Origin of the sequence: Bradyrhizobium sp. NBAIM08 (assembly GCF_020193935.1) — a bacterium.
In the GTDB taxonomy this organism is placed as follows: domain Bacteria; phylum Pseudomonadota; class Alphaproteobacteria; order Rhizobiales; family Xanthobacteraceae; genus Bradyrhizobium; species Bradyrhizobium yuanmingense.
The window spans coordinates 522,408-542,201 of sequence record NZ_JADYVR010000002.1 but is presented as its reverse complement, the minus strand read 5'-3'; the positions used below and the strand labels follow the sequence as shown (position 1 = coordinate 542,201).

Here is a 19,794-nt window from a genome sequence, read left to right as displayed (position 1 = left end):
ATAGTCTTAAGATTCGCGTGGCTTGATAGCCTCGCGAATCCCGTGTTCCTGGAGAATTTGAACTGATGGCGCTGTCGTCCATGACCGGCTTTGCGAGATGCCACGGCGCAAGCGGGCCGTATACGTTCGAATGGGAGTTGAAGTCGGTCAATGCCAAGGGCTTCGACTTGCGCGTGCGGCTGCCGCAGGGGTTTGACGAGCTCGAGGCCCATGCCAAGAAGCGCGCGGGCGAGCTGCTCTCGCGCGGCACCGTCTATGCCAATCTCACCGTCAAGCGCACCAATGCCGCCGCCACCGTCCGCATCAACGAGGACGTGCTCAACGCGGTGCTGAAGGCCGCCGCGCTGATCTCGGGGAAGGTCGACGCGGTGGCGCCGAGCATCGACGGCCTGCTCGCCATCAAGGGCGTCGTCGAGGTCGCCGAGCCCGAGGGCGACGAGGAGGAGGACAAGGCAGCGCGCACTGCTGCCGCCGAGGCCTTCGACAAGGCGCTCGACGAGCTCGTTGCGATGCGCAAGCGCGAGGGCACTTCGCTTGGGCAGATCCTGACCCAGCGCGTCGACGAGATCGAGCAGCTGGCGAAGAGAGCGGAGGCCGCGCCCGGCCGCAAGCCGGAGGCGATCAAGGCGAAGCTCGCTGAGCAGATCGCAGCGCTGCTCGACACCTCCGACCGTTTCGATTCCGATCGCCTGATGCAGGAGGCGATCCTGATCGCGACCAAGGCAGACATCCGCGAGGAGCTCGACCGCATCGCCTCCCACATCACGCAGGCGCGCGAGCTGATCGGCAAGGGCGGCCCGATCGGGCGCAAGCTGGATTTCCTGGCGCAGGAGTTTCACCGCGAGGTCAACACCTGCTGCTCGAAGTCGAACGACATCGAGTTGACCAACACGGGCCTCGCCATGAAGAACGTGGTCGAGCAGTTCCGCGAGCAGGTGCAGAATCTGGAGTGATCGATGACGACGGGCGGTCACGGAACTGACGGTGTCGAGCGGCGCGGATTGATGTTCGTGCTGTCCTCGCCATCAGGCGCGGGCAAGACGACGCTGTCGCGCATGCTGATCGACCGGATGCCGGGCTTGAAAATGTCGGTTTCTGCGACCACGCGCGCGATGCGGCCGGGCGAGGTCAACGGCAAGGACTATACGTTTGTCGATAAGGCGACGTTCGATGCCATGGTGAAGGCCGACGAACTGCTGGAATGGGCGACGGTGTTCGACAACAGCTATGGTACGCCGCGCGGCCCCGTGGATGCGGCGTTGTCGGCCGGCCAGGATGTGCTGTTCGACATCGACTGGCAGGGCACCCAGCAATTGAAACAGAAGGCGCGCGCCGATGTCGTCAGCGTCTTCATCCTGCCGCCCTCGGCCGCCGACCTCGAGAAGCGCCTGCATTCGCGCGCGCAGGATTCCGACGAGGTGATCCGCAAGCGCATGAGCCGCGCCAGCGACGAGATGAGTCACTGGGCCGAGTACGACTACATCGTGATCAACCACGCGGTCGACGAAGCCTTCGCCGAGGTGCAGTCGATCCTGAAGGCCGAGCGTCTCAAGCGCGAGCGGCGGATTGGCCTCGTAGGCTTCGTGCGAAGTTTGCAAGGTCAGCTTCAAGGTTAGGCCGCGACAGGCGCGGCCCTTCCTTCGCCAGCTGCTCCAGCATCGTCGTGATCGCGTCGACATCGACGGCATCGGTATCCCGACCTGCCGGCGCGTCATCGCGATCCGCCTCAATTTCGTTGGCGGCAAGCTTGGGTGCAGCAGCCCGATCGAACAACTTGATCTCGACCTTGTCGCTTCTGGACTCGACCGGTTTTGCGGCCGGAGCGACGGCACGTTGCCTGCGCGCGTCGATCAGCTCGATCTCGCGGCCGATCGCGGCGAGTTTCGTCACTTGTCTTGTCGGTTGCGGACGTGCCGCATCGAAGTCGATCGGGCGGGGCGGCTGGGCGGCGGCCGGCGGTGAATCGCGCCAGGGCGCGTGGCTTCCGTCATGGTCCTGCGGCGCCCAATCGTCCCAATGCCCGCGGCGGTCGGCGGCCCTGGCGCGGACGCGTCCGCCGGCGAAGCGGTAGATGACGCTGGCGAGGATGCCGGCGAGCGCCAGCGCACCGCCGATCACAAGCATCAGCATCTGCAGCGAACCGCCGGACTTGTCAGTCGTGCCATCGGCCGCGGGCGGGAGCGGAGCAGGGGATTTTGACAGCTTCGCGTTTGGCTGCGCGGCTGCTGCAACCGTGGTTTCCGCCGGCTGATGCGCTGGCGCGGTGGACGCTGTGGAGGCCTCGGGCCAGCGCGCGGTCACGGCCGGCTGCTGCGCGTTGGTTTCGGCGACGCTGCTCGGCGGCTGCGGCGCGACCGCGGGTGCATTCGCTGCAGCCGGCGCGGGCGCGGCCATGTTCGGCGTGCCCGCTGCGGCACTCGTCTGCGGCGCGATATATTCCGCGCGCGCGTTCTGCACGGCCTGCGGCGGTGCTGCATCCGGCTCGGATGTATCGGTCGTCGCCTGCGCGGTCTGTGCGGCTTTGCCGCCTGCGGCGCGCAGATACCAGCACTTGCGCTTCGTCGTGCGATCGAGGCGGTAGTACCAGTGCTGGCCCTGCGGCGTGGCATCCTTCGGCGAAGCCAGGCAGTCGGGCGCCCCGGCGGCCGTGCTCGATGGCGTCGGCGCGTTCTGCGATACCGCGGCCAATGGCGCGCCCGCGAGGATGCTGGCGACGAGGGTCGAAATGAACTTTGCGGCGCGGTTGCCCATCCTGGTCTCCCGGTTACGCATGACGCAACTCTCAACGAGCCCCTTCTCGTCAAAGACTTGGGTGGCAATGAGCCGCAAATCCGGAGAGGATGTGGCTTGAATCGGGCCTGCGCGACGTTCGTTCCGCCCCCGGATGAGACTCTCCGAACGTCACGATCAGAGTTCCACGCCACAACCTGAGCCGGTTGACACGATCATAAGTCAGTACTAATCATTAGTAGTAACTTATGACAGGTCGAACAAGCGTGGCATGGGGCGGGGATTGTCTATGGCTAAAGACAGCGCACAACTGGCCGCACTCGGCGATCCCACCCGCAGGCGGATCTTCGAGCTTGTCGGTGCACGGCCACGCACGGTCGCCGAGATCACGCGACAGCTGCCCGTGTCCCAGTCGGCCGTCTCACAGCATCTCAAGGTGCTGCGCGAATCCCGCTTGGTTCGTGCAGAGCCGAAGGGCGCCAGCAACGTCTATTACGTCGATCCGGCGGGACTCGGCCAGATGCGAGCCTGGCTCGACCGGTTCTGGAGCGACACGTTGGCCGCTTACAAACTAGCCGTCGAAAAACCATCGGAGGGATCCAGATGAACACACGTGTATCGATTGCGCCCGTCAAACATTCCATCGTAGTCGAGGCGCCGATCGAGCGCGCGTTCAAGGTCTTCACCGAAGACTTCGGCAGCTTCAAGCCGCGCGAGCACAATCTGCTCGCCGTTCCCATTGCAGAGACCGTATTCGAACCTCGGGTGGGCGGAAGCATTTATGATCGGGGGATCGACGGCAGCGAATGCCGCTGGGCGCGCGTGTTGGCGTTCGAACCACCCAATCGAGTCCTCTTGAGTTGGGACATCAGCCCGCGCTGGCAAATCGAGACCGATCCCGCCAAGACGAGTGAATGGGAGGTCCGGTTCATTGCGGAGACACCAAGCCGGACCCGCTTGGAGCTGGAGCACCGTCGCCTCGATCGGCATGGCGAGGGCTGGGAAGGCGTCCGCAGCGGCGTTGACAGCGATCAGGGTTGGCCGCTCTATCTGCGGCAGTTTGCCGAACTGATTGCCGCCAAGCGTTGACGCGCTTCCTTCCGACGCCGCGTCATGACGAGGAGAGGCCCTGTCGGGCCTTGCTCCGATCGGGCCCGGAAACTTCTCACCTCCGCAGCCGTTATTTCGCGGCTGAGGAGACGTCATGCCGGTCAAGGATCAGATCAAGAACTTCGCCAAGAAGCTGGTAGAGGAGCAGCCCGATGCAGCGACGCTGCGGGGGCTGGTACGGGCCCGCAAGCCCACGGCCATGCACTTTCGCGATGACGGCATCGTGCCGAACCATCCGCGCTTCCCGGCGCTGCTCTATCGCGGCGCGGTGAAGCTGAACGGTCGGCGCTTTCCGCCCGAGGTCGTCATCGACACGCTGTTCGACACCAATGGCTGGGGCCGGTCGTGGCGCGACACCGTGTACGACTTCGTCCACTATCATTCGCAGATCCATGAAGTGATGGGCGTGGCGCGCGGCACGGCGAGGATCGAGTGCGGCGGGATCAAGGGCCGCATCCTGAAACTGAAAGCCGGGGACGTGCTGGTCCTGCCCGCGGGCACCGGCCACCGGCTGATCGAATCCAGCCGGGACTTTATGGTCGTCGGCGCCTACCCGCAGGACGGCACCTATGACGAGTGCACCGACACACGCCAGCGTCCCGACGCGGTCAAGCGCATCGCCAAGGTCCGCAAGCCGAAGACGGATCCCGTGCTGGGGAGCGGCGGACCGCTGCTCGCCGCGTGGCGGTCCGCTCAGCTTAGATAATCAGGCGAGAAATCCGCAAGTCTGCGCAGCTCGTCGGGCTGGAGCAGTTCGATCTCGCTGCCGTCCCAGGCGATCAACCCGCGATGCCTCAGCTCCTGGATGGTGCGGTTGACGTGGACGATCGACAGTCCGCAGGCGTCCGCGACGTGACGCTGCGTCATCGGCATCTGGAAGCAGTTGCGCTTGACGAGGCCGACGATCTCCAGCCTTGCGGCGAGCTCGCAGATGAGGTGCGCGACCTTGGGCAGCGCCGCCTGCGCGCCGAGGCGGGCGATCCATTGCCGCGAGATGGCCGCGTCGATCAGCGTCTCGCGCCAGAAGACGCGGGTCAGGTGGATCGAGCTGTCGAGCAGCTGGCGGAGCTGGCTGTGGGCGACGGTGCCGACGATGGTCGGGCCGAGCCCCACGAGATCCGCGTCCATCGGCGAGACCAGCAGCGTGTGCAGGCATGGCATGTCGCCGGGAACATGGAAGGCGAGGGTCTGGCTGCGATCGCCGACGATGCGCGACTGGTAGAGAAAGCCGCTGACGACGAAGACGCAGCGGCTCGCGGCCTCACCCTGGCGCAGCACGATCTCGCCATCCGCGACCTGGCGCAGCGTGGACGGCAAGCCCGCGATCTGGCGGCGCTCGTCCTCGGACAGGCCTTCGATCGTCTGCAGACGGACGATGAATTTCGGATGTGGCATGGGCCTCGCGTGCAGCTTCAGCCGTCCCGCGGCACGGACGCCTCGGCCAGGCGACGCGACAGTTTCGCAAGCGTCCAGTCGGAAACCGGCACGGAGCGGAACTCGCGGATGGCGCGAGCGAGCTCCTGATCCGACATCGGCCGGACCGGCTCCCTCAGCGTTCCCTTCAGCAAGGCGTCGCTGATGCTGTCCAGATGCTCGCCGGCATCGGATGCGAACAGGCGCCGGATGCGCTCCAGGAGAGTGGTGCTTTTCATGTTAAGGCCGGCTGGTCCGAATGGGGGGAATGGGGTGGCTGCGATCGATGCGTCGCAAGCCGGTTAGCAACCTGTGCTTCCGATCTGCGTTCTAGTCCGCTGAACGCAAGCCGGACGTATCATTTGATAGAACCGGCGCGATTTTTGGCGGCTCCATGGAAAAGGCTCACGACGTGCTGATACGGAACCTCGGCGAGCACACCGCGCTCGCAGAGGAGGATATTGGCGAGATTCGCGCGTTGACCTTCATGCTGCGCGATTTCGCAACCAATGAGGATTTCATCCGTCAAGGCGATGAGCCCGAGCATTCCGCTTTGGTCGTCTCCGGCATGGTTGCCCGCTATCACCTGCTCGGCAGCGGGCGGCGGCAATATCTGGCGTTCCATCTCACCGGCGATCTTCCGGATGCGCAGGGGTTGTTCATCGACCAGATGGATCACGGGCTCAGTGCGCTCGGGCCGGCGTCGGTGGCGTTCATCCCGCACCGCGAACTGTTCATCGCGTTCCGGCGGCGGCCGACCTTCGCCCTCGCGGTCTGGCGCGAGACGCTGCGCGATGCCGCGATCTTTCGCGAGGCCATCACCAACAACAGCGCCCGGCCGATGCAGACGCGCATGGCGCACTTGTTTTGCGAGCTGTTCTACCGCGCCCGCGCTGCGCAGCTGGTGCGCGGCAATCGTTGCCGCATGCCGATCAGTCTCACGCAACTCGGCGAGACGCTCGGCATGGCGATCGCGACGGTGAACCGGACGCTCGCCGATCTCAGGCGCAGCGGCGCGATGGATCTTCGTGATGGCGAGCTGGTCGTGCTGAAATGGCGCGAGCTGCAGCGGCTCGGCGATTTCAGTCCGACCTATCTGCATCTGAAGCGGCAGTCGCCGCCGCATGCGTGAGGCGGAGGCATCAACCCTCCGCGGGTGCCGCTCCACCGCGCACCTCGTGGAAATGCATCTTCACCCAATCGTTACAGCAGCAGGCTCTCGCTTCGAGCGCTGCTGCGTCGAGGATCAGGATGGCGCCGCGGCGGGTCGCGAGGATGCGCCGCGCCTTGAACATCTGGATGACGCGGCTGGCATAGCTGCGGGAGACGCCCAGCATGCCGGCGAGCTGCTCGTGGGTGAGAGGAATCTCGGCTCCGCCGATATGTTCCTGCGCGGACATGATCCACTTGGCGGCCCGCTGCTCGATCGAATGCGCAGCGTTGCAAGCCGCAGTCTGCAAGAGCTGCGCGAACTGGCAGTCGGCATAGCGCGCGAAGGCCTCCTGGAGCGTCGCCGATCTCTGCTGCGCCTGCTCGAGCGCGCGCAACGGCAGCCGCACCAGGGTGCCGCCAAACTTCACGACCATGCGCGAATAGGCGAGCGAAGGGCTGGGGCCGGCGGCGATGCCGACCGCGCCCTCGCGTCCCACCAGCAGGCTTTCGACCTCGCGATCGTCCTCGACCGGCACGGCGAACGACACCAGCGCGGGACCGCATGGAAAATGGACCGCGGCGACGTCGTCGCCGGCGTGATGCAGGACGTAGCTCGCCTCGACGTCGATCGGCTGGAGGTGAGGCGCGAGCAGTTCGAAATCCTGATGATTGAGCTGCCGGAGCAGATCGTTCTGGGGCCGACCGGTCACATTGTGTTCTCTTGGGCGGGCCGGGAATCGGCGCCAGCGGCAAACCTACGTTTCCGCGGCGGAACCGACGGTTCCAAAGTGCACACAACGGACGTTCGAACGTTGAAAACCAGAGCACGGCGTCGCGGCTTCAGCGGGCTGGACGGCAGCGAGGATCGTCAGCCGCAGCGGACTTCGCGATCCCCCGTCAGTCGGCCCTGTGACGCAGCGGCGCGGTAAGCGTCGATCGCCCGGTTGGCGAGCATCAATTGCCGGCGCTCACCGGTTCGAAGCTGGGCCTCGATGGCGTCGAGCAGGAAGTTCGCGCTCGCGTCCGGCGGCCCGAGCTCGCCGCTCTTCTCCAGGCAGCTCCAGGCGATGAAGAATGCGCTTTCGACGGTGCAACGGATCGACATGCGCAGCCAACGCGGCGCGGCCGCAGGCGTTCCGTGCGGCGGGCGAGACTTGCATCGGCCCCCCCGCGCCGCGGTCAGTTCTTCAGGACGATGCGGCCGACGACCTTGCCGGCACGCAATTCGTCGATCCACTTCTGCACGTCGCCCATCGGCTCCTCGCGCATCGGCGTCGGCTTGATCTTGCCAGCGCGGGCGAGCGCCATCAGCTCATGAGCCTCCGCGAGCGTGCCGACCATGAAACCTTCGATGGTCATGCGCTTGTAGACCCATTGCACCATCGGCAGCGTGAACTGGCCGCCCATCAGGCCGGAGACCACGATCTTGCCGCCGCGCGCGGCAACGGCGACGGCAAAGGCCATCGACTTCTCGTTGCCGGCGAAATCGACGATCTCGTCGAAGCCGCCCTCGGTCTCCTTCAGGATGCGTTTGATCACGTCGGGCTCGGCCGGATCGTAGGCCACCGCGGCGCCGTTCTTGAGTGCGGTCTCGCGCGCGGCCGGCGAGAGGTCGGCGACCGTGATTGGCTGCTTGAACATCGCCTGCGCGAACGACAGGCCCATCATGCCGACGCCGCCGAGGCCGATCAGCAACAGATTGCGCTGGCGCGGACGGTCGACCAGGCGCTTGAGCGCGCCATAGGCGGTGACGCCGGAGCACATCAGGGTGGCGGCCTGGTTGACGGGCAGGGGATCGTAGTCGAGCAGATATTTGGCGTCGGGGACCAGAACGTGGGTGGCGAAGCCGCCGTCGATGGAAACGCCGAGGAAGCGTTGCTTCACACAAAGATTCTCGTCGCCATTGGCGCAGTCGCGGCACTGGCCGCAGCCGATCCACGGAAACACCGCCTTCTTGGCGCCGACGAGGCTGGCCGGAACATCGGGGCCGACCTCGTCGACGACGCCCGCGATCTCGTGGCCGAGCGTGAAGGGCAGCGTCATGCCGCGCGTGGTGTCGAGCTTCTTGCCGCCGCCGAGATCGGCATAGCCGTCCTGGATGTGGAGATCGGAATGGCAGAGACCGCAGCGCTCGATGCGGACCAGGACCTCACGGCCTTGCGGCTTGGGCGTCTCGACGATGGTCTCGCACAGCGGCGCATCGAACTTGACCAGGGACTGCCGACGCATCAAGGCCATTTTCTTTCCTCCGGAATTCTTGGTTACTCGGTTTCGCTGCGTATATCCGCCAATTCACGCGCCATGGCAACAAAGCCCGAAACTGGAATGGTCTCGGCGCGCCGTGTCGCGTCGACGCCGGCGGCTCGTGCAAGCCGTGCGGGGTCGACATTCAGTGATTTCAAGCTTTGCCGCAGCATTTTCCGGCGCTGGCCGAAGGCGGCGGCGGCGACCTGCTCGAGCATCCTGCGATCGCAGGCAAGCGGCTCTGCGCGCGGCTTGAGGCGCACGACCGAGGAGGTGACCTTCGGCGGCGGCACGAAGGCGGATGGCGCAATGTCGAACAGGATCTTGGTCTCGCAGCGCCAATTGGCGAGCACGCCGAGCCGGCCATAGGCCTCCTCGTCCTCGCGCGCGACGATGCGCTCGCCGACCTCGCGCTGGAACATCAGCACCATCATCTCGTACCAGGGCGGCCAGGGCTCGGTAATGAGCCAGTTGATGAGAAGCTGGGTCGCAATGTTGTAGGGCAAGTTGGCGACGATCTTGGCGCGTTCGCCCGCGAGCAGCGGGCGTGGATCGAAGGTCATGGCATCGCCATGCACGATCTCGAGTCTGCCCGGGTAGCGCGCGGAAATATCCTGCAAGGCGGGGATCGCGCGCTCGTCGTGCTCGATGGCGATGACGCGGCGGGCGCCGAGCGCGAGCAGCGCCCGCGTCAACCCGCCCGGGCCGGGGCCGATCTCGACGATGGTGGAATCCTCGAGCGGCGCCGCCGCACGCGCGATGCGCGCGGTGAGATTGAGGTCCAGCAGGAAGTTCTGGCCGAGCGATTTGCGCGCCGACAGCGCGTGCTGGCGAATGACCTCGCGCAGCGGCGGGAGGTCGTCGATCGCGCTCATCAGCTTGTCGCAGCCGCCATGCGGCTGGCGAGCCGCAGCGCGGCGATCAGGCTCGCCGGATTGGCCTTGCCCGTGCCGGCGATGTCGAAGGCGGTGCCGTGATCGGGCGATGTGCGGATGAAGGGCAGTCCGAGCGTGACGTTGACGGCGTCGTCAAAGGCGACGGTCTTGATCGGGATCAGCGCCTGGTCGTGATACATGCAGACCGCGCAATCATAGGTCCGTCGCGCCGCCTCGTGGAACATGGTGTCGGCGGGCAGCGGCCCTCTGGCCTCGATGCCGTCGTTGCGCAGCGCTTTCAGCGCCGGGACGATGACGGTCTGCTCCTCGTGGCCGAGCGAGCCGTCCTCGCCGGCATGGGGATTGAGCCCGGAGACCGCGATGCGCGGCCTTGCGATGCCGAAGCGGGACTTCAGCTCGGTGGCGACGATGCGGACGGTCGAGACGATCAGCTCGCTGGTGAGCTCGCCCAGCGCATCGCGCAGCGAGACGTGGATGGTCACGGGCACGACGGCGAGCTGGGGCGACCACAGCATCATCACCGGCTGCGGCACGCGGCCGTTCTCCGCGGCGAGCTCGGCGAGGAATTCGGTATGGCCGGGATGACGGAAGCCGGCGCGGTAGAGCACGCTCTTGGCGATCGGGTTGGTGACGACGGCGCCGGCACGGCCCGCGCGCACGTCGAGGACCGCCTGCCGGATCGAGGCGAGCGCGGCCGGCGCGCTGGATGAATCGGGCTTGCCGGGCTCGGCGGTGGCGCGCTCGCCGGTCGCGACCACGGGCAAGGCGTCCGTGAACGCGGAACCCGCTTCACTGGGGCCCACCGCGGCGATCCTGATATCGGCGCCGAGCGCCTTGGCGCGGCGCGCGATCAGGGCCTCGTCGCCGAGCAGATAGAAGGCGGGCAGGTTCAGCTCGCCCCGCCTGAGCCAGGCCGCGATCGTGATGTCGGGGCCGATGCCGGCGGGCTCTCCCAGGGTGAGGGCAAGGGGCTTGGCTGCAAGGGGCTTGGTTGCAAGAGGCTTGGCTGCGGACTCGGTGGAGGGCTCTGAGAAGGGCTTGGCCATCAGCGGTTGCGATATTCGATCATCGCCGCCTTGCGCAGCTCGTCGAGATAGGCCTTCTGCGTCTTCTCGTACTTCTCCTGATACATCTTCTCGCGGACCTCACGCTTCTTCGGCGTGTCGATCATGGTCGGCTTGCGCGAGCACAGCACCACCATCTCGATGCCGTTCTTGGTCATCTCGGGCGCGGTCAGGCGGCCGATCGGGGTGTCGTCGAGCACCTTGCGCAGCGGCTCCGGCAGCTCCGCGGTGGTCTTGGTGACGGTGTCGCGGATGGTCGCGTTCGGGGTCGAGCGGAACAGCGAATTGGCCTCCTCGCAGCTCCCGACGCGGGCCCGATAGGACTCGGCTTCTTTCTTCCGGGTTTCCAGGAACGCCGCCGACGAGCCGCGCGGCACGATCAGCACGATCGGCTGCATCTTGTACTCGGTGCCCTCGATCTGAAGCTTTTCGCCGGTCTGCGCCTGCACGGCCTGCGCGACGTCGCGCTCGCCGACCAGCAGCTTCTCCTTGAAGCGGCCGCGCACGAGGCTGCCCCAGACCATCTCGGCCCTCATGCGGCTCTTCAGCGTCTCCGGGCGGACGCCCTTGGATTCGAGCGACTTGGTGAGCTGATCCGGCGTGATGCGCATGCGCTGCGCCATGCCGTCATAGGACTGGTTGATGTCGGACACGCTGGGATCGACACCGTATTTCTTGCCTTCCTTGATCTTGACCTTGTCGTCGATCAGCACGTTGATGACCTCCTGCCGGCTGGGGGTCTTCTGTGTCGACAGCTGGTCGAGCTTGATGCGCTGCTCGATGTCGAAATCGGTGATGGGATCGCCGTTGACCATCACGGCGATGTTCTGCGCGCGCGACGGCGAGGGCAGGGCGGCCAAGATCAGCCCGGCACCGATGGCGAGAAGGAGGCGGAAGACAGGCAATGGCGTCGTCATGATGTCGCTCGCATGTCGGCCGCGTCGAGATAGGGCAAACGCGGCCGGCACTTCAAACCATTTACTGGAGGCCGGCGGAACTGCTGGAGGTCGTTGAGTTCGCCAGCGTGCGCAGGCCGATTTGGAACATGAACGCGTGGCTCAGCGTGGGCGGTGCGGTGCCCGCCGAATAGCTATACGAAGTTACGTAATTAGCCGCCAGCACGAAGCAATCGTCGACATAGCCGGCACCGAGCACATATTGGTTGATCTTGTTGGCCTCGAGGTCCCAGCGCGCCGAGCCCGACACCACCCAGTTGGTCGCAACCTTCAGCGAGCCCGTGGTCAGGATGCCCTCGCGGCGGGTCAGATAGCCCAGCTCCGGCTGCTCTGCGTAATTGCCGTACAACACGCTGACCGACCAGCGATTGAAGTTGGCGCGGCCTTCCGCCTCGAAGCGCTGCACGTTCCAGGTCTGCTCGTCCATGCGGGAGCGGACGCTGAACGTGTAGGTGCTGTTCGGCGAGTAGTTGGCGCTCGCAACGTAATCCGACCGCGGCTTGTCGAGGCCGGAGTTCAGGCCGGTATTGATGGCATCCTGCACCGTGAAGGAGTTCAGGCCGAAGAGGTGGTAGGACTGGCCGAACAGCACCTTGACGGCGCCGCCCCTGTCGAACTGCGTGGTGGACTGCACGCCGACATTGGCGCGGCCGCCGCCCTCGACGCGGTCGTAGCCGGAGAACTTGTCGACGCTGAACAGGTTCGAGGCGTCGAACACCAGGCTCTGGGCGTCCTCGTTCGGCAGCCTGCCGGCATAGGTCTCGTTCGGCCGGATGATGATCTGCGCGATCGGCTCGAGGGTGGTCGAGCCCCAGGGCTGAACGTTGATGAAGGGATAGCGGTACTCCAGGCCCAGGGTCGGCATCAGGCGGAACGCCTCGGTGTCGCCGACGGGCAGGTAGTTCGACACGCCGGGCTGGTTGGAGACCGAGGACCTGATCGCGTCGGCACGCAGGCTCGCGAACGGCGTCCAGATCTGGCCGAACGGGTCGGTGAAGGACTTGCGCCACTGCGCTTCCGCGGTGAGGCGGGTGTAGGTGCCGGGGAAGCCGCGCAGCAGGCACTGCGAGGGCATCCGCGCCAGCGGATCGGCCGATGCCGTGGTGCACAGGCTGTTGGTGTTGGCGAGCGTCGTGATCGGGTCGAACACCGCATCGTCGCGCGACAGGTTCACGAAATTGGTCTTGTAGCTGACCTCGCCGCCGAAGACGGGATAGTTGAGCACGTTGGAATAGTCGATCACCGGGTAGACGATCGGCACCTGGCTCTGGTTGCCCGAATAGCTCAGCCAGTACATCGTGCGCGCATCGAAGAAGCTGCGGTTGCCGACGCCGGTCAGATAGAGCTGCGACAGCGCTTCCGTCGGCAGCAACAGGAACGAGCCGAGCGGATCGCGGTACTGATAGAGCCGGTAGTCCGAGAAGAAGTAGTAGTCGGACATCAGCACGCCGTCCCAGCCCCAGACCCATTTGTCGTTGAGGGCGAACTGACCCTTGGTGTCGATGGCGCCGCGGAACTCGCGGTCGCCGGGCAGCCCCGCGAATGCTCCGGGATCGAGCTGGTAGATGCCGTAGGCACGGATCTGGTAGGCGCCGTCGATCAGGCGCTGGCGGAATTCGCCCTGCAGCAGCGCGCCTTGCCGCGACAAGAAGCGCGGGGTGATGGTTGCGTCCATGTCGGGCGCGATCGCCCAGTAATAGGGGACCTCGACGCCATAGCCCGTTCTGTCCGTGCCCGAAATATAGCCCGGCATCAGGAAGCCGGATTTACGCTTCACGGTCGGGTCGGGCGTCGAGAAATAGGGCATGTAGGCGAGCGGCACGCCGAAGAACTCGATCTGTGCCGTCTCGAAGTACAGCATCTTCTCCTGCTGGTCGTGGATGATGCGGGCACCCTTGACCTGCCACAGCGGCGGCTTCTTCGGATCGTCCTTACACGGCGCGCAGGCCGTGTAGACGCCGTTCTCGAACACCGTGTAATTGCCGCTGGAGCGGTCGGCGCGGCTCGCGGCCATGCGGGTCTGGTCCGCCGTGTCCACGCGCAGCGAATCGACGAAACCGTCGCGGTAATCGTCGGAGAGATCCAGGATCTCGGCATAGGTGATCTTGCCGTCGGCATCCGTCATGCGGATGTTGCCCTCGGCATGCAGCCGCTTGGTCTTCTGGTCGTAGATGACCCGGTCGGCCTCGACGCTGGTGCCGTTGTAGAACAGCTGCACGTTACCGACCGCGGAGACGCGCGAGTTGTTGTAGTCGTAGTTCACCTCGGTGGCCTGAACCAGCATCTGGTTGTCGTTGGGGGCCTTTGGCGGCTTCGCACGCGGCGGCAGCGGATTGTAGGTGAAGCTCTGGGCCTTCGCCGGCGCCACGGCGGCAGCGTCGATCAAGCCGCCGAGCGAGGCAGCCGCGACGGCGGCAATCAGGAGCCTGCGGACGGACAAGTCGCGCCCGTTCGCGCGCACCCATGTGCGCCGCGTCAAATGAGACACGTGCCCTCGGCGGACGGCAGTCACTATCCGTCCTCCTGATAGAGCAAGGCCAAAAAGCCGGTGAGGCCGCCCACCACAACGGGCAACCACGCCGCAGCGATCGGATGCATCAACTCAGCCTTGCTCAAGTCCTCAGTTACTTTCGACAGAACGTAGAGCAGAAAGCCTGCGCCCACGCCACTCAAAACCATCTTCTGCACGCCGCCCATCCGGAAGAAGCGCAACGACACGGAGGCCGCGAGCATCACCATGGCTGCGAGCAAAAACGGCTGCGCCAGAAGCTTCTGATACTGGAGTCGGTATCCCGCTGTCGCGAAGCCCGAGCTTTCGGAGGAGCGGATGTAGCTCGGTAGTTGCCAAAAGGACACAGTCTCGGGGGTGGAAAAGCTGTTGCGGACCTGCGCCTCGGTCAGCGTGGTCGGAATTTCCAGGGTGGCCTGGTCGATCGGCGGTCCGTCCAGCGAGAAGCGGCGGACGCCCTTGAACAGCCAGCGGCCGGCATCCAGCGTCGCCTCGCGCGCCTCGACCCGCTCCTTGAAGTGCTGGTCCTGGTCGAACCGGAACAGCGTCAGCCCGGTCAGCCGGATGCCCTGCTGCTCGCTGCGCGCCGCATTGATGATGGTCTGCCCGTCGCTGGTCATCTGGTTGAGCCAGAAGCCGGAGGCGTCCTGGATGCCGCCGCCGGGTGCGGAGCCGAACAGCTCGGCCTCCATGCGCTTGGACAGCTCGCGCAAATTGGCCGACATCGGATTGTAGGCGACGGTGGCGATCACCCCGATCAGAAGCGCGCTGCCGAGCGCGGGCGCGATGAACTGCCAGGCGGAGATGCCCGCGGCGCGCGCCACCACGAGCTCGAGCCGGCGGGAGAGGGCGAGATAGCAGGTCATGGCGCCGATCAGCATGCAGAACGGCGTCAGCTTCTCCAGGAGCTGCGGCACCCGGAACAGCGAGGTTTCGGCCACCATGAGCGCGGAGGCGGATGCAAGGCCCGAGGTCTTGCGCACCATCTCGATGTAGTCGACCAGCACCAGCAGCAGGAAAATGCCGCCGAAGACGCCGAGCGCCGCGACCACGAAGCGGCCGGCGAAATAGCGCCCCAGTGTGTTGGTGAGCATGCTCATGCGGTGGCCGGACGTCCGAACAGCCGTGCGATCCGTGCATTCGACCGGTTGATGGCCTCCATCAGGCCGGGAGGCGGCTCGACCACGACACCGCGGATGATCATCCACAGCCCGACGCCGATGGCGCCGAAAACCATCGCATATTGAGCCAGCACCGCGCCCGGCGACTTCACCGCCATCACCGAGCAGGCGAAACCGGCCATGCGCAGGCCGAACACCGCCACGATCGAGGAGGCGATGGAGAAGTTGCGGCTCTGGCGAGTGGTGCGCGGCGCTCCGAGAAAGGCAAAGGTCAGCACCGCAAAGGCGAACGGATACATCGGCGCGAGCAGGCTGTCATGCAAGGCCGCGCGGAACTGCCCTGGAATCTGCTTGTAGACGGGATCGTTGTCGGATGGCGAGAACAGCTCCCAGAGATAGCGCTCGCGGATGCCGAGGGTGACGTCGCGGCCCTTGGCGAATTTCGACATGTCGAAGCCGTAGCGGCCGAAGGCCACGAGCGCCGGATCGCGCTTGCCCGCCTCGAAGCGCTGGAGATTGCCGGTTTCCAGCACCAGGAACGAGCCGGTCTCGTTCTTCACGACCTCGCCGTGCTCGGCGACAATCGAGACGCGCTCGTTCGGATCGCGGCGGTCGTCGATGAAGATGCCGGCGAGGATGCCGCCCGGTTGGCGTTCGCGAATCCGGATCGTGAGGTTCTCGTCGAGCCGGGCGAAGCGGCCGGGCTGCAGGATGTTGGTGAGCACGTCCGCGGTGATCTCGGCATCCCACTGCTTGATGCGCCGCATCCCGTCTGGGGCGAGATAGGCCGCGATGAAGGCGACCAGCAGCGCCACCACGCAGGTGGCATAGAAGAACGGAACGAACAGCCGGATCGGCGAGAAGCCGGCGGCATTCATCACGATGATCTCGGAATCGGTCGCGAGCTTGTTCAGTGTGTGCGAGATCGCGATCATCAGCGCGATCGGCGAGATGATCAGGACCAGGGCCGGGATCACGAGGCTGGTGATGCCGAGGAAGGTGAGGATGGTCTGACCCTGGCTCGTCATCAGGTCGATGCCGCGCAACGCCTGCGTAATCCAGATCACGCCGGTGAGGCTGACCAGGACCAACGCAAACGACGCCAGCGTCGTGCGGAAGATATACCTATCGATCGACCCCATGCGCTACCGCACGAATTCCCACCAAGCCCCAGTTCCGATCGGAATTCCGGCTGCCCAACCAATCCCCGATCAGGGGATCCCCAAGGTCGGCCAACAGCTCTTCCGCCAGTTCATCCTCTCACTACCATCCCTTTGATCCGTCAACAAAATGGCTGCCCCGTGGCACCCTCATCATATGGTTAATATTTCGCTGTTGTGGCGTGGGGGCCACGGCGGAGCTTGGCATCTGCCGGGCGGGTGGCCCATAGTGGGGGACGCCTCAGTGAATCGCCGTTCAGCTCCGGTTGTGGCTGGAACGCCCGAACGACGAAAAGCCCCATCTTTTGGAGGAGTTATCCATGTCCGATGCCATCAAGGTCGGCTTTGTCCCGCTGTCTGCCGCCCCTCGTGGCATCCTGGTCGTGTTCTGCGACGACGGCCTGAAGCTCGGTCCGGCGACGGTCAAGGCCCTCGGCGGCGCTGCCGAGATTGTGAAGCGCGCGGCGGCTGCGGCCGCCTTCAAGGGCAAGAGTGGTGCTGCGCTGGACATTCTGGCGCCGGAGGGGGTGAAGGCGACCCGGCTGATCGTGATCGGCGCCGGCAAGGCGACCGGCCTCAAGGCCAACGATTTCCTCAAGTTCGGCGGGGTGGCGGCCAGCAAGCTGCCCGCCGGCACCAGCGCGATGACCATCCTGGCGGAGCTGCCGGGTGGCGCCCTGACCAGCGAGCAGGCGGTTGCGATCGCCTCGGGCCTGCGCTTACGCGCTTACAAGTTCGATCGCTACAAAACCAAGAAGAAGGACGGCGAGGAGGGCGGCGTGCGCGCCGACGTCTCGCTTGCGGTCGGCGATGCCGGTGCGGCGAAGAAAGCGTTCGCCGCGGCCGGCCATGTCGTCGACGGTGTGATCATCGCACGCGACTTCGTCAACGAGCCGCCGAACGTGCTTTTCCCGGAGGAGTTCGCCCGCAGAGCGGGTCAGCTCCGCAAGCTCGGCGTCAAGGTCGAGGTGCTCGACGTCAAGGCGATGCAGAAGCTCGGCATGGGCGCGCTGCTCGGTGTCGGCCAGGGTTCGGCGCGGCCGAGCCGCACCGTGATCATGCGCTGGGACGGCGCCAAGAAGGGCGAGGCCCCCGTCGCCTTCGTCGGCAAGGGCGTCTGCTTCGACACCGGCGGCATCTCGATCAAGCCGGCCGGCAGCATGGAGGACATGAAGGGCGACATGGGCGGCGCGGCCTGCGTCGTCGGCCTGATGCATGCGCTCGCCGCGCGCAAGGCGAAGGTCAACGCGGTCGGCGCCATCGGCCTCGTCGAGAACATGCCCGACGGCAACGCGCAGCGGCCGGGCGACATCGTCACCTCGATGTCCGGCCAGACCATCGAGATCATCAACACCGACGCCGAGGGCCGCCTCGTGCTCGCCGACGTGCTTTGGTATGTCGCCAAGAAAGTGAAGCCGAAATTCATGGTGGATCTTGCGACGCTGACCGGCGCCATCATGGTGGCGCTCGGCACCGAGCATGCCGGCATGTTCTCCAACAACGACGAACTGGCCGACCGGCTGCTCACGGCAGGCATCGAGAGCGGGGAGAAGGTCTGGCGCATGCCGCTCGGCCCGGAATACGACAAGCTGATCGATTCCCAGTTCGCCGACATGAAGAACACCGGCGGCCGCCATGGCGGCTCGATCACCGCCGCGCAGTTCTTGCAGCGCTTCGTCGACGGCGTGCCCTGGGCCCATCTCGACATCGCCGGCACCGCCATGGGCGCGCCGAAGACCGACATCAACCAGAGCTGGGGCAGCGGCTACGGCGTTCGCCTGCTGGACCGCCTAGTCGCCGACCATTACGAGCGCAAATGACCCGACATGACTGAAGTGCTGTTTTACCATCTGCAAAACATGACGGTGGAGAATGTGTTGCCGCCGCTTCTCGAGAAATCGCTCGAGCGCGGCTGGCGCGTCGTGGTGCAGTCGACCTCGGAGGAGCGCGCCGATGCGCTCGACTCGCACTTGTGGACCTATCGCGACGATTCATTCCTGCCGCACGCGACATGGCGGGTGAACGATGTGGCCGACCAGCCGATCGTGCTGGCGATCGAGGGCGGCAATCCCAACGGGGCCAATGTCCGCTTCCTGGTCGACAACGCCGCGCTGCCGGAGGACGCCCAGGGCTATGAGCGCATGGTGCTGCTGTTCAACGGCGACGATCCCGACGCGCTTGCGCTCGCCCGCACGGCCTGGACGGATTGCAAGGCGCGGGGATTTGATGTCACCTATTGGCAGGCCGACGACCGCGGCCGGTGGCAGAAGCGCAATTAGCCGCAATTAATGATAATTTGCACTTTTCGGGCGATGCTGGCTTCGGCCACCTTCATGCCGCAAAGGGATGTTGGGACAATCGCTTAGGGCTGGTCCTTCACGTGGGGAATTCGTTTATCGTGCGACATCAAAAGCTTCCCGGCTCGCTCTTGATTGCGCTGGCTGCCGTAGCACCGCTGGTCGCGGGCTGCGCGGGCGGGGCCGATTTGCTGTCGAAGGATGCCGAATGGTTCCAGAAACCCGGCCGCCTCTTCATCAAGAACATCTCGATCGAATCGCCGCCGCTGACCCCCGACAAGCCGGTGCGGGCTGAGGATCTCGTCAGCGCCGACGGCGCCTGTCCCGGCATGGCGCCGCCGCCCGGACCGGCCGATGCCAATGCCTCGACGACGCCCGCGCCGATCGGCGGCACGGTCGCGCTCGGCCACACCGAATGCGACGTGGTGCGCGGCATCGGCGCGCCCTCGACCGTCAACCTGTCCAACGACGCTGGCGGCCGCCGCGTCGCCGTCGTCACCTGGACCACCGGTCCGCGCGCCGGCATCTACACGTTCACCGCTGGACGTCTGTCCTCGATCGAAGGCAATCCGGACCCGCAGCCGGTGCCGAGGGCCGCCAAGGGGAAGAAGAAGCAGGCATAGGCGGGGATCACTTCCGCAGCAGTGAAAGAATCTTCGCACTCAGAGGATCGGCTTGGTGCTCAAGCGATCAGGCTCGCGAACGCGGAAACGGCCCTTCATCTTGAGGCCGTCACGCATGTTGAGACCGAGCAGAACGATGTTCGCTGCTCCGGCGGCCAGCTCGAGAGCCTGCACGGCGTAGAACGTGGTGTCGAACTCCGCGGCCTTCGCCTTGGAGGCAAGAAACAACGCGGCAGGAATCAGAATCAGGATGCCGTTGCCGGCAATGAACGGCATGCGTTTGATCTTCGCACCGATCAGGCCGGCGCGCCGCTGCTTTGCCAGGACGAATCCCGAGCCTCCCGTCGCCGCAAGCATCGGAATGAGCAGCAGGAAGCCCCACGGTACGGCGGTCTTCACCATGGCTATGGTCTCGTGTGACGCAAACAGCTCGGTGAGAGCCGTGGAAAGCCAGAAAGTCGCAATGGTGATCAGTGCGACCGCTCCCGCGACTGGGTGGATGATCTTGGTCATGGGTCT

The 19,794-nt window shown here is 65.5% G+C and carries 22 protein-coding genes; 9 read left to right on the top strand and 13 right to left on the bottom strand.

Features of this window, described 5'->3' with window-relative positions; all coding sequences use genetic code 11:
* The first annotated feature begins 65 nt into the window (after window positions 1-65).
* Window positions 66-953 carry a YicC/YloC family endoribonuclease gene (locus I6F37_RS08735; RefSeq protein WP_036022708.1) on the top strand — a complete coding sequence of 296 codons (888 nt, stop codon included), beginning with the start codon at window positions 66-68 and terminating at the stop codon, window positions 951-953.
* Window positions 954-956: 3 nt separating this feature from the next.
* Window positions 957-1,616, top strand: coding sequence for a guanylate kinase (gene gmk, locus I6F37_RS08730; RefSeq protein WP_036000695.1), 660 nt, complete (start codon window positions 957-959; stop codon window positions 1,614-1,616).
* Here the strand turns inward: gmk and I6F37_RS08725 are convergent.
* Window positions 1,549-2,751, bottom strand: a complete 1,203-nt coding sequence (locus I6F37_RS08725) for a hypothetical protein (protein ID WP_036022709.1) — start codon at window positions 2,749-2,751, stop codon at window positions 1,549-1,551. The genes gmk and I6F37_RS08725 overlap by 68 nt on opposite strands.
* A gap of 268 nt (window positions 2,752-3,019) precedes the next feature.
* Here I6F37_RS08725 and I6F37_RS08720 point away from each other — a divergent pair, with 268 nt between their 5' ends.
* The 3 genes from I6F37_RS08720 (at window position 3,020) to I6F37_RS08710 (ending at window position 4,546) form a co-directional block, all read left to right on the top strand.
* Window positions 3,020-3,337, top strand: coding sequence for a helix-turn-helix transcriptional regulator (locus I6F37_RS08720; protein ID WP_036000689.1), 318 nt, complete (start codon window positions 3,020-3,022; stop codon window positions 3,335-3,337).
* Window positions 3,334-3,819, top strand: a complete 486-nt coding sequence (locus I6F37_RS08715) for an SRPBCC family protein (protein WP_036022711.1) — start codon at window positions 3,334-3,336, stop codon at window positions 3,817-3,819. The genes I6F37_RS08720 and I6F37_RS08715 overlap by 4 nt, the downstream gene beginning before the upstream one ends.
* A 115-nt stretch (window positions 3,820-3,934) precedes the next feature.
* The gene (locus I6F37_RS08710) at window positions 3,935-4,546 is read left to right on the top strand and encodes a cupin (protein ID WP_036000681.1); all 612 of its coding nucleotides are present in this window, start codon (window positions 3,935-3,937) and stop codon (window positions 4,544-4,546) included.
* Here the strand turns inward: I6F37_RS08710 and I6F37_RS08705 are convergent.
* Window positions 4,534-5,235, bottom strand: a complete 702-nt coding sequence (locus I6F37_RS08705; RefSeq protein WP_036022712.1) for a Crp/Fnr family transcriptional regulator — start codon at window positions 5,233-5,235, stop codon at window positions 4,534-4,536. The genes I6F37_RS08710 and I6F37_RS08705 overlap by 13 nt on opposite strands.
* Window positions 5,236-5,252: 17 nt before the next feature.
* Window positions 5,253-5,492: a hypothetical protein gene (locus I6F37_RS08700; protein WP_036000675.1), complete on the bottom strand. Its 240-nt coding sequence runs from the start codon at window positions 5,490-5,492 to the stop codon at window positions 5,253-5,255.
* A 155-nt stretch (window positions 5,493-5,647) separates the two neighbouring features.
* Here I6F37_RS08700 and I6F37_RS08695 point away from each other — a divergent pair, with 155 nt between their 5' ends.
* A complete protein-coding gene (locus I6F37_RS08695; RefSeq protein WP_225150960.1) occupies window positions 5,648-6,385 on the top strand; it encodes a Crp/Fnr family transcriptional regulator in 738 nt (245 codons plus the stop codon).
* Between the two features lie 10 nt (window positions 6,386-6,395).
* Here I6F37_RS08695 and I6F37_RS08690 read toward each other — a convergent pair whose 3' ends face one another.
* The 9 genes from I6F37_RS08690 to lptF form a co-directional block, all read right to left on the bottom strand.
* Window positions 6,396-7,115 carry a Crp/Fnr family transcriptional regulator gene (locus tag I6F37_RS08690; protein WP_036000668.1) on the bottom strand — a complete coding sequence of 240 codons (720 nt, stop codon included), beginning with the start codon at window positions 7,113-7,115 and terminating at the stop codon, window positions 6,396-6,398.
* A 158-nt stretch (window positions 7,116-7,273) separates the two neighbouring features.
* Complete coding sequence (locus I6F37_RS08685; RefSeq protein WP_036000665.1) at window positions 7,274-7,510, bottom strand: hypothetical protein; 237 nt, start codon at window positions 7,508-7,510, stop codon at window positions 7,274-7,276.
* A gap of 74 nt (window positions 7,511-7,584) precedes the next feature.
* On the bottom strand, window positions 7,585-8,643 hold the full coding sequence (locus tag I6F37_RS08680) for an alcohol dehydrogenase (protein ID WP_036000662.1): 1,059 nt from the start codon (window positions 8,641-8,643) through the stop codon (window positions 7,585-7,587).
* A gap of 23 nt (window positions 8,644-8,666) precedes the next feature.
* Window positions 8,667-9,524 (bottom strand): 16S rRNA (adenine(1518)-N(6)/adenine(1519)-N(6))-dimethyltransferase RsmA, encoded by an 858-nt coding sequence (gene rsmA, locus I6F37_RS08675; RefSeq protein ID WP_225150958.1) that lies wholly within the window; start codon window positions 9,522-9,524, stop codon window positions 8,667-8,669.
* Window positions 9,524-10,591 (bottom strand): 4-hydroxythreonine-4-phosphate dehydrogenase PdxA, encoded by a 1,068-nt coding sequence (gene pdxA, locus I6F37_RS08670; protein ID WP_225140267.1) that lies wholly within the window; start codon window positions 10,589-10,591, stop codon window positions 9,524-9,526. The genes rsmA and pdxA overlap by 1 nt, the downstream gene beginning before the upstream one ends.
* Window positions 10,591-11,526, bottom strand: coding sequence for a SurA N-terminal domain-containing protein (locus tag I6F37_RS08665; RefSeq protein ID WP_036000650.1), 936 nt, complete (start codon window positions 11,524-11,526; stop codon window positions 10,591-10,593). The genes pdxA and I6F37_RS08665 overlap by 1 nt, the downstream gene beginning before the upstream one ends.
* Window positions 11,527-11,587: 61 nt before the next feature.
* Window positions 11,588-14,005: an LPS-assembly protein LptD gene (locus I6F37_RS08660; protein WP_225141639.1), complete on the bottom strand. Its 2,418-nt coding sequence runs from the start codon at window positions 14,003-14,005 to the stop codon at window positions 11,588-11,590.
* Between the two features lie 71 nt (window positions 14,006-14,076).
* Window positions 14,077-15,174, bottom strand: a complete 1,098-nt coding sequence (gene lptG, locus I6F37_RS08655) for an LPS export ABC transporter permease LptG (RefSeq protein ID WP_036000645.1) — start codon at window positions 15,172-15,174, stop codon at window positions 14,077-14,079.
* Complete coding sequence (gene lptF / locus I6F37_RS08650) at window positions 15,171-16,337, bottom strand: LPS export ABC transporter permease LptF (protein ID WP_036000642.1); 1,167 nt, start codon at window positions 16,335-16,337, stop codon at window positions 15,171-15,173. The genes lptG and lptF overlap by 4 nt, the downstream gene beginning before the upstream one ends.
* A gap of 338 nt (window positions 16,338-16,675) precedes the next feature.
* On the opposite strand from lptF, the gene I6F37_RS08645 reads away from it, so the two are divergent.
* The 3 genes from I6F37_RS08645 (at window position 16,676) to I6F37_RS08635 (ending at window position 19,275) form a co-directional block, all read left to right on the top strand.
* Window positions 16,676-18,175 carry a leucyl aminopeptidase gene (locus tag I6F37_RS08645; RefSeq protein ID WP_225150956.1) on the top strand — a complete coding sequence of 500 codons (1,500 nt, stop codon included), beginning with the start codon at window positions 16,676-16,678 and terminating at the stop codon, window positions 18,173-18,175.
* A 6-nt stretch (window positions 18,176-18,181) separates the two neighbouring features.
* Window positions 18,182-18,634 carry a DNA polymerase III subunit chi gene (locus I6F37_RS08640; protein ID WP_036000609.1) on the top strand — a complete coding sequence of 151 codons (453 nt, stop codon included), beginning with the start codon at window positions 18,182-18,184 and terminating at the stop codon, window positions 18,632-18,634.
* A gap of 158 nt (window positions 18,635-18,792) precedes the next feature.
* The gene (locus I6F37_RS08635; protein ID WP_081494469.1) at window positions 18,793-19,275 is read left to right on the top strand and encodes a hypothetical protein; all 483 of its coding nucleotides are present in this window, start codon (window positions 18,793-18,795) and stop codon (window positions 19,273-19,275) included.
* 39 nt (window positions 19,276-19,314) lie between these two features.
* On the opposite strand, the gene I6F37_RS08630 is transcribed toward I6F37_RS08635, so the two are convergent.
* Complete coding sequence (locus tag I6F37_RS08630; RefSeq protein ID WP_225150955.1) at window positions 19,315-19,788, bottom strand: hypothetical protein; 474 nt, start codon at window positions 19,786-19,788, stop codon at window positions 19,315-19,317.
* Window positions 19,789-19,794 lie beyond the last annotated feature (6 nt).

What these genes read in the sequence shown, in the direction of transcription:
- I6F37_RS08695 (WP_225150960.1), top strand. Translation starts at nt 5,648, where the DNA reads ATGGAAAAGGCTCACGACGTGCTGATACGGAACCTCGGCGAGCACACC.
- I6F37_RS08720 (WP_036000689.1), top strand. Translation starts at nt 3,020, where the DNA reads ATGGCTAAAGACAGCGCACAACTGGCCGCACTCGGCGATCCCACCCGC.
- I6F37_RS08735 (WP_036022708.1), top strand. Translation starts at nt 66, where the DNA reads ATGGCGCTGTCGTCCATGACCGGCTTTGCGAGATGCCACGGCGCAAGC.
- I6F37_RS08715 (WP_036022711.1), top strand. Translation starts at nt 3,334, where the DNA reads ATGAACACACGTGTATCGATTGCGCCCGTCAAACATTCCATCGTAGTC.
- rsmA (WP_225150958.1), bottom strand. Translation starts at nt 9,524, where the DNA reads ATGAGCGCGATCGACGACCTCCCGCCGCTGCGCGAGGTCATTCGCCAG.
- I6F37_RS08710 (WP_036000681.1), top strand. Translation starts at nt 3,935, where the DNA reads ATGCCGGTCAAGGATCAGATCAAGAACTTCGCCAAGAAGCTGGTAGAG.
- lptF (WP_036000642.1), bottom strand. Translation starts at nt 16,337, where the DNA reads ATGGGGTCGATCGATAGGTATATCTTCCGCACGACGCTGGCGTCGTTT.
- gmk (WP_036000695.1), top strand. Translation starts at nt 957, where the DNA reads ATGACGACGGGCGGTCACGGAACTGACGGTGTCGAGCGGCGCGGATTG.
- I6F37_RS08685 (WP_036000665.1), bottom strand. Translation starts at nt 7,510, where the DNA reads ATGTCGATCCGTTGCACCGTCGAAAGCGCATTCTTCATCGCCTGGAGC.
- I6F37_RS08640 (WP_036000609.1), top strand. Translation starts at nt 18,182, where the DNA reads ATGACTGAAGTGCTGTTTTACCATCTGCAAAACATGACGGTGGAGAAT.
- I6F37_RS08665 (WP_036000650.1), bottom strand. Translation starts at nt 11,526, where the DNA reads ATGACGACGCCATTGCCTGTCTTCCGCCTCCTTCTCGCCATCGGTGCC.
- I6F37_RS08725 (WP_036022709.1), bottom strand. Translation starts at nt 2,751, where the DNA reads ATGGGCAACCGCGCCGCAAAGTTCATTTCGACCCTCGTCGCCAGCATC.
- I6F37_RS08630 (WP_225150955.1), bottom strand. Translation starts at nt 19,788, where the DNA reads ATGACCAAGATCATCCACCCAGTCGCGGGAGCGGTCGCACTGATCACC.
- I6F37_RS08700 (WP_036000675.1), bottom strand. Translation starts at nt 5,492, where the DNA reads ATGAAAAGCACCACTCTCCTGGAGCGCATCCGGCGCCTGTTCGCATCC.
- pdxA (WP_225140267.1), bottom strand. Translation starts at nt 10,591, where the DNA reads ATGGCCAAGCCCTTCTCAGAGCCCTCCACCGAGTCCGCAGCCAAGCCT.
- lptG (WP_036000645.1), bottom strand. Translation starts at nt 15,174, where the DNA reads ATGAGCATGCTCACCAACACACTGGGGCGCTATTTCGCCGGCCGCTTC.
- I6F37_RS08645 (WP_225150956.1), top strand. Translation starts at nt 16,676, where the DNA reads ATGTCCGATGCCATCAAGGTCGGCTTTGTCCCGCTGTCTGCCGCCCCT.
- I6F37_RS08705 (WP_036022712.1), bottom strand. Translation starts at nt 5,235, where the DNA reads ATGCCACATCCGAAATTCATCGTCCGTCTGCAGACGATCGAAGGCCTG.
- I6F37_RS08680 (WP_036000662.1), bottom strand. Translation starts at nt 8,643, where the DNA reads ATGGCCTTGATGCGTCGGCAGTCCCTGGTCAAGTTCGATGCGCCGCTG.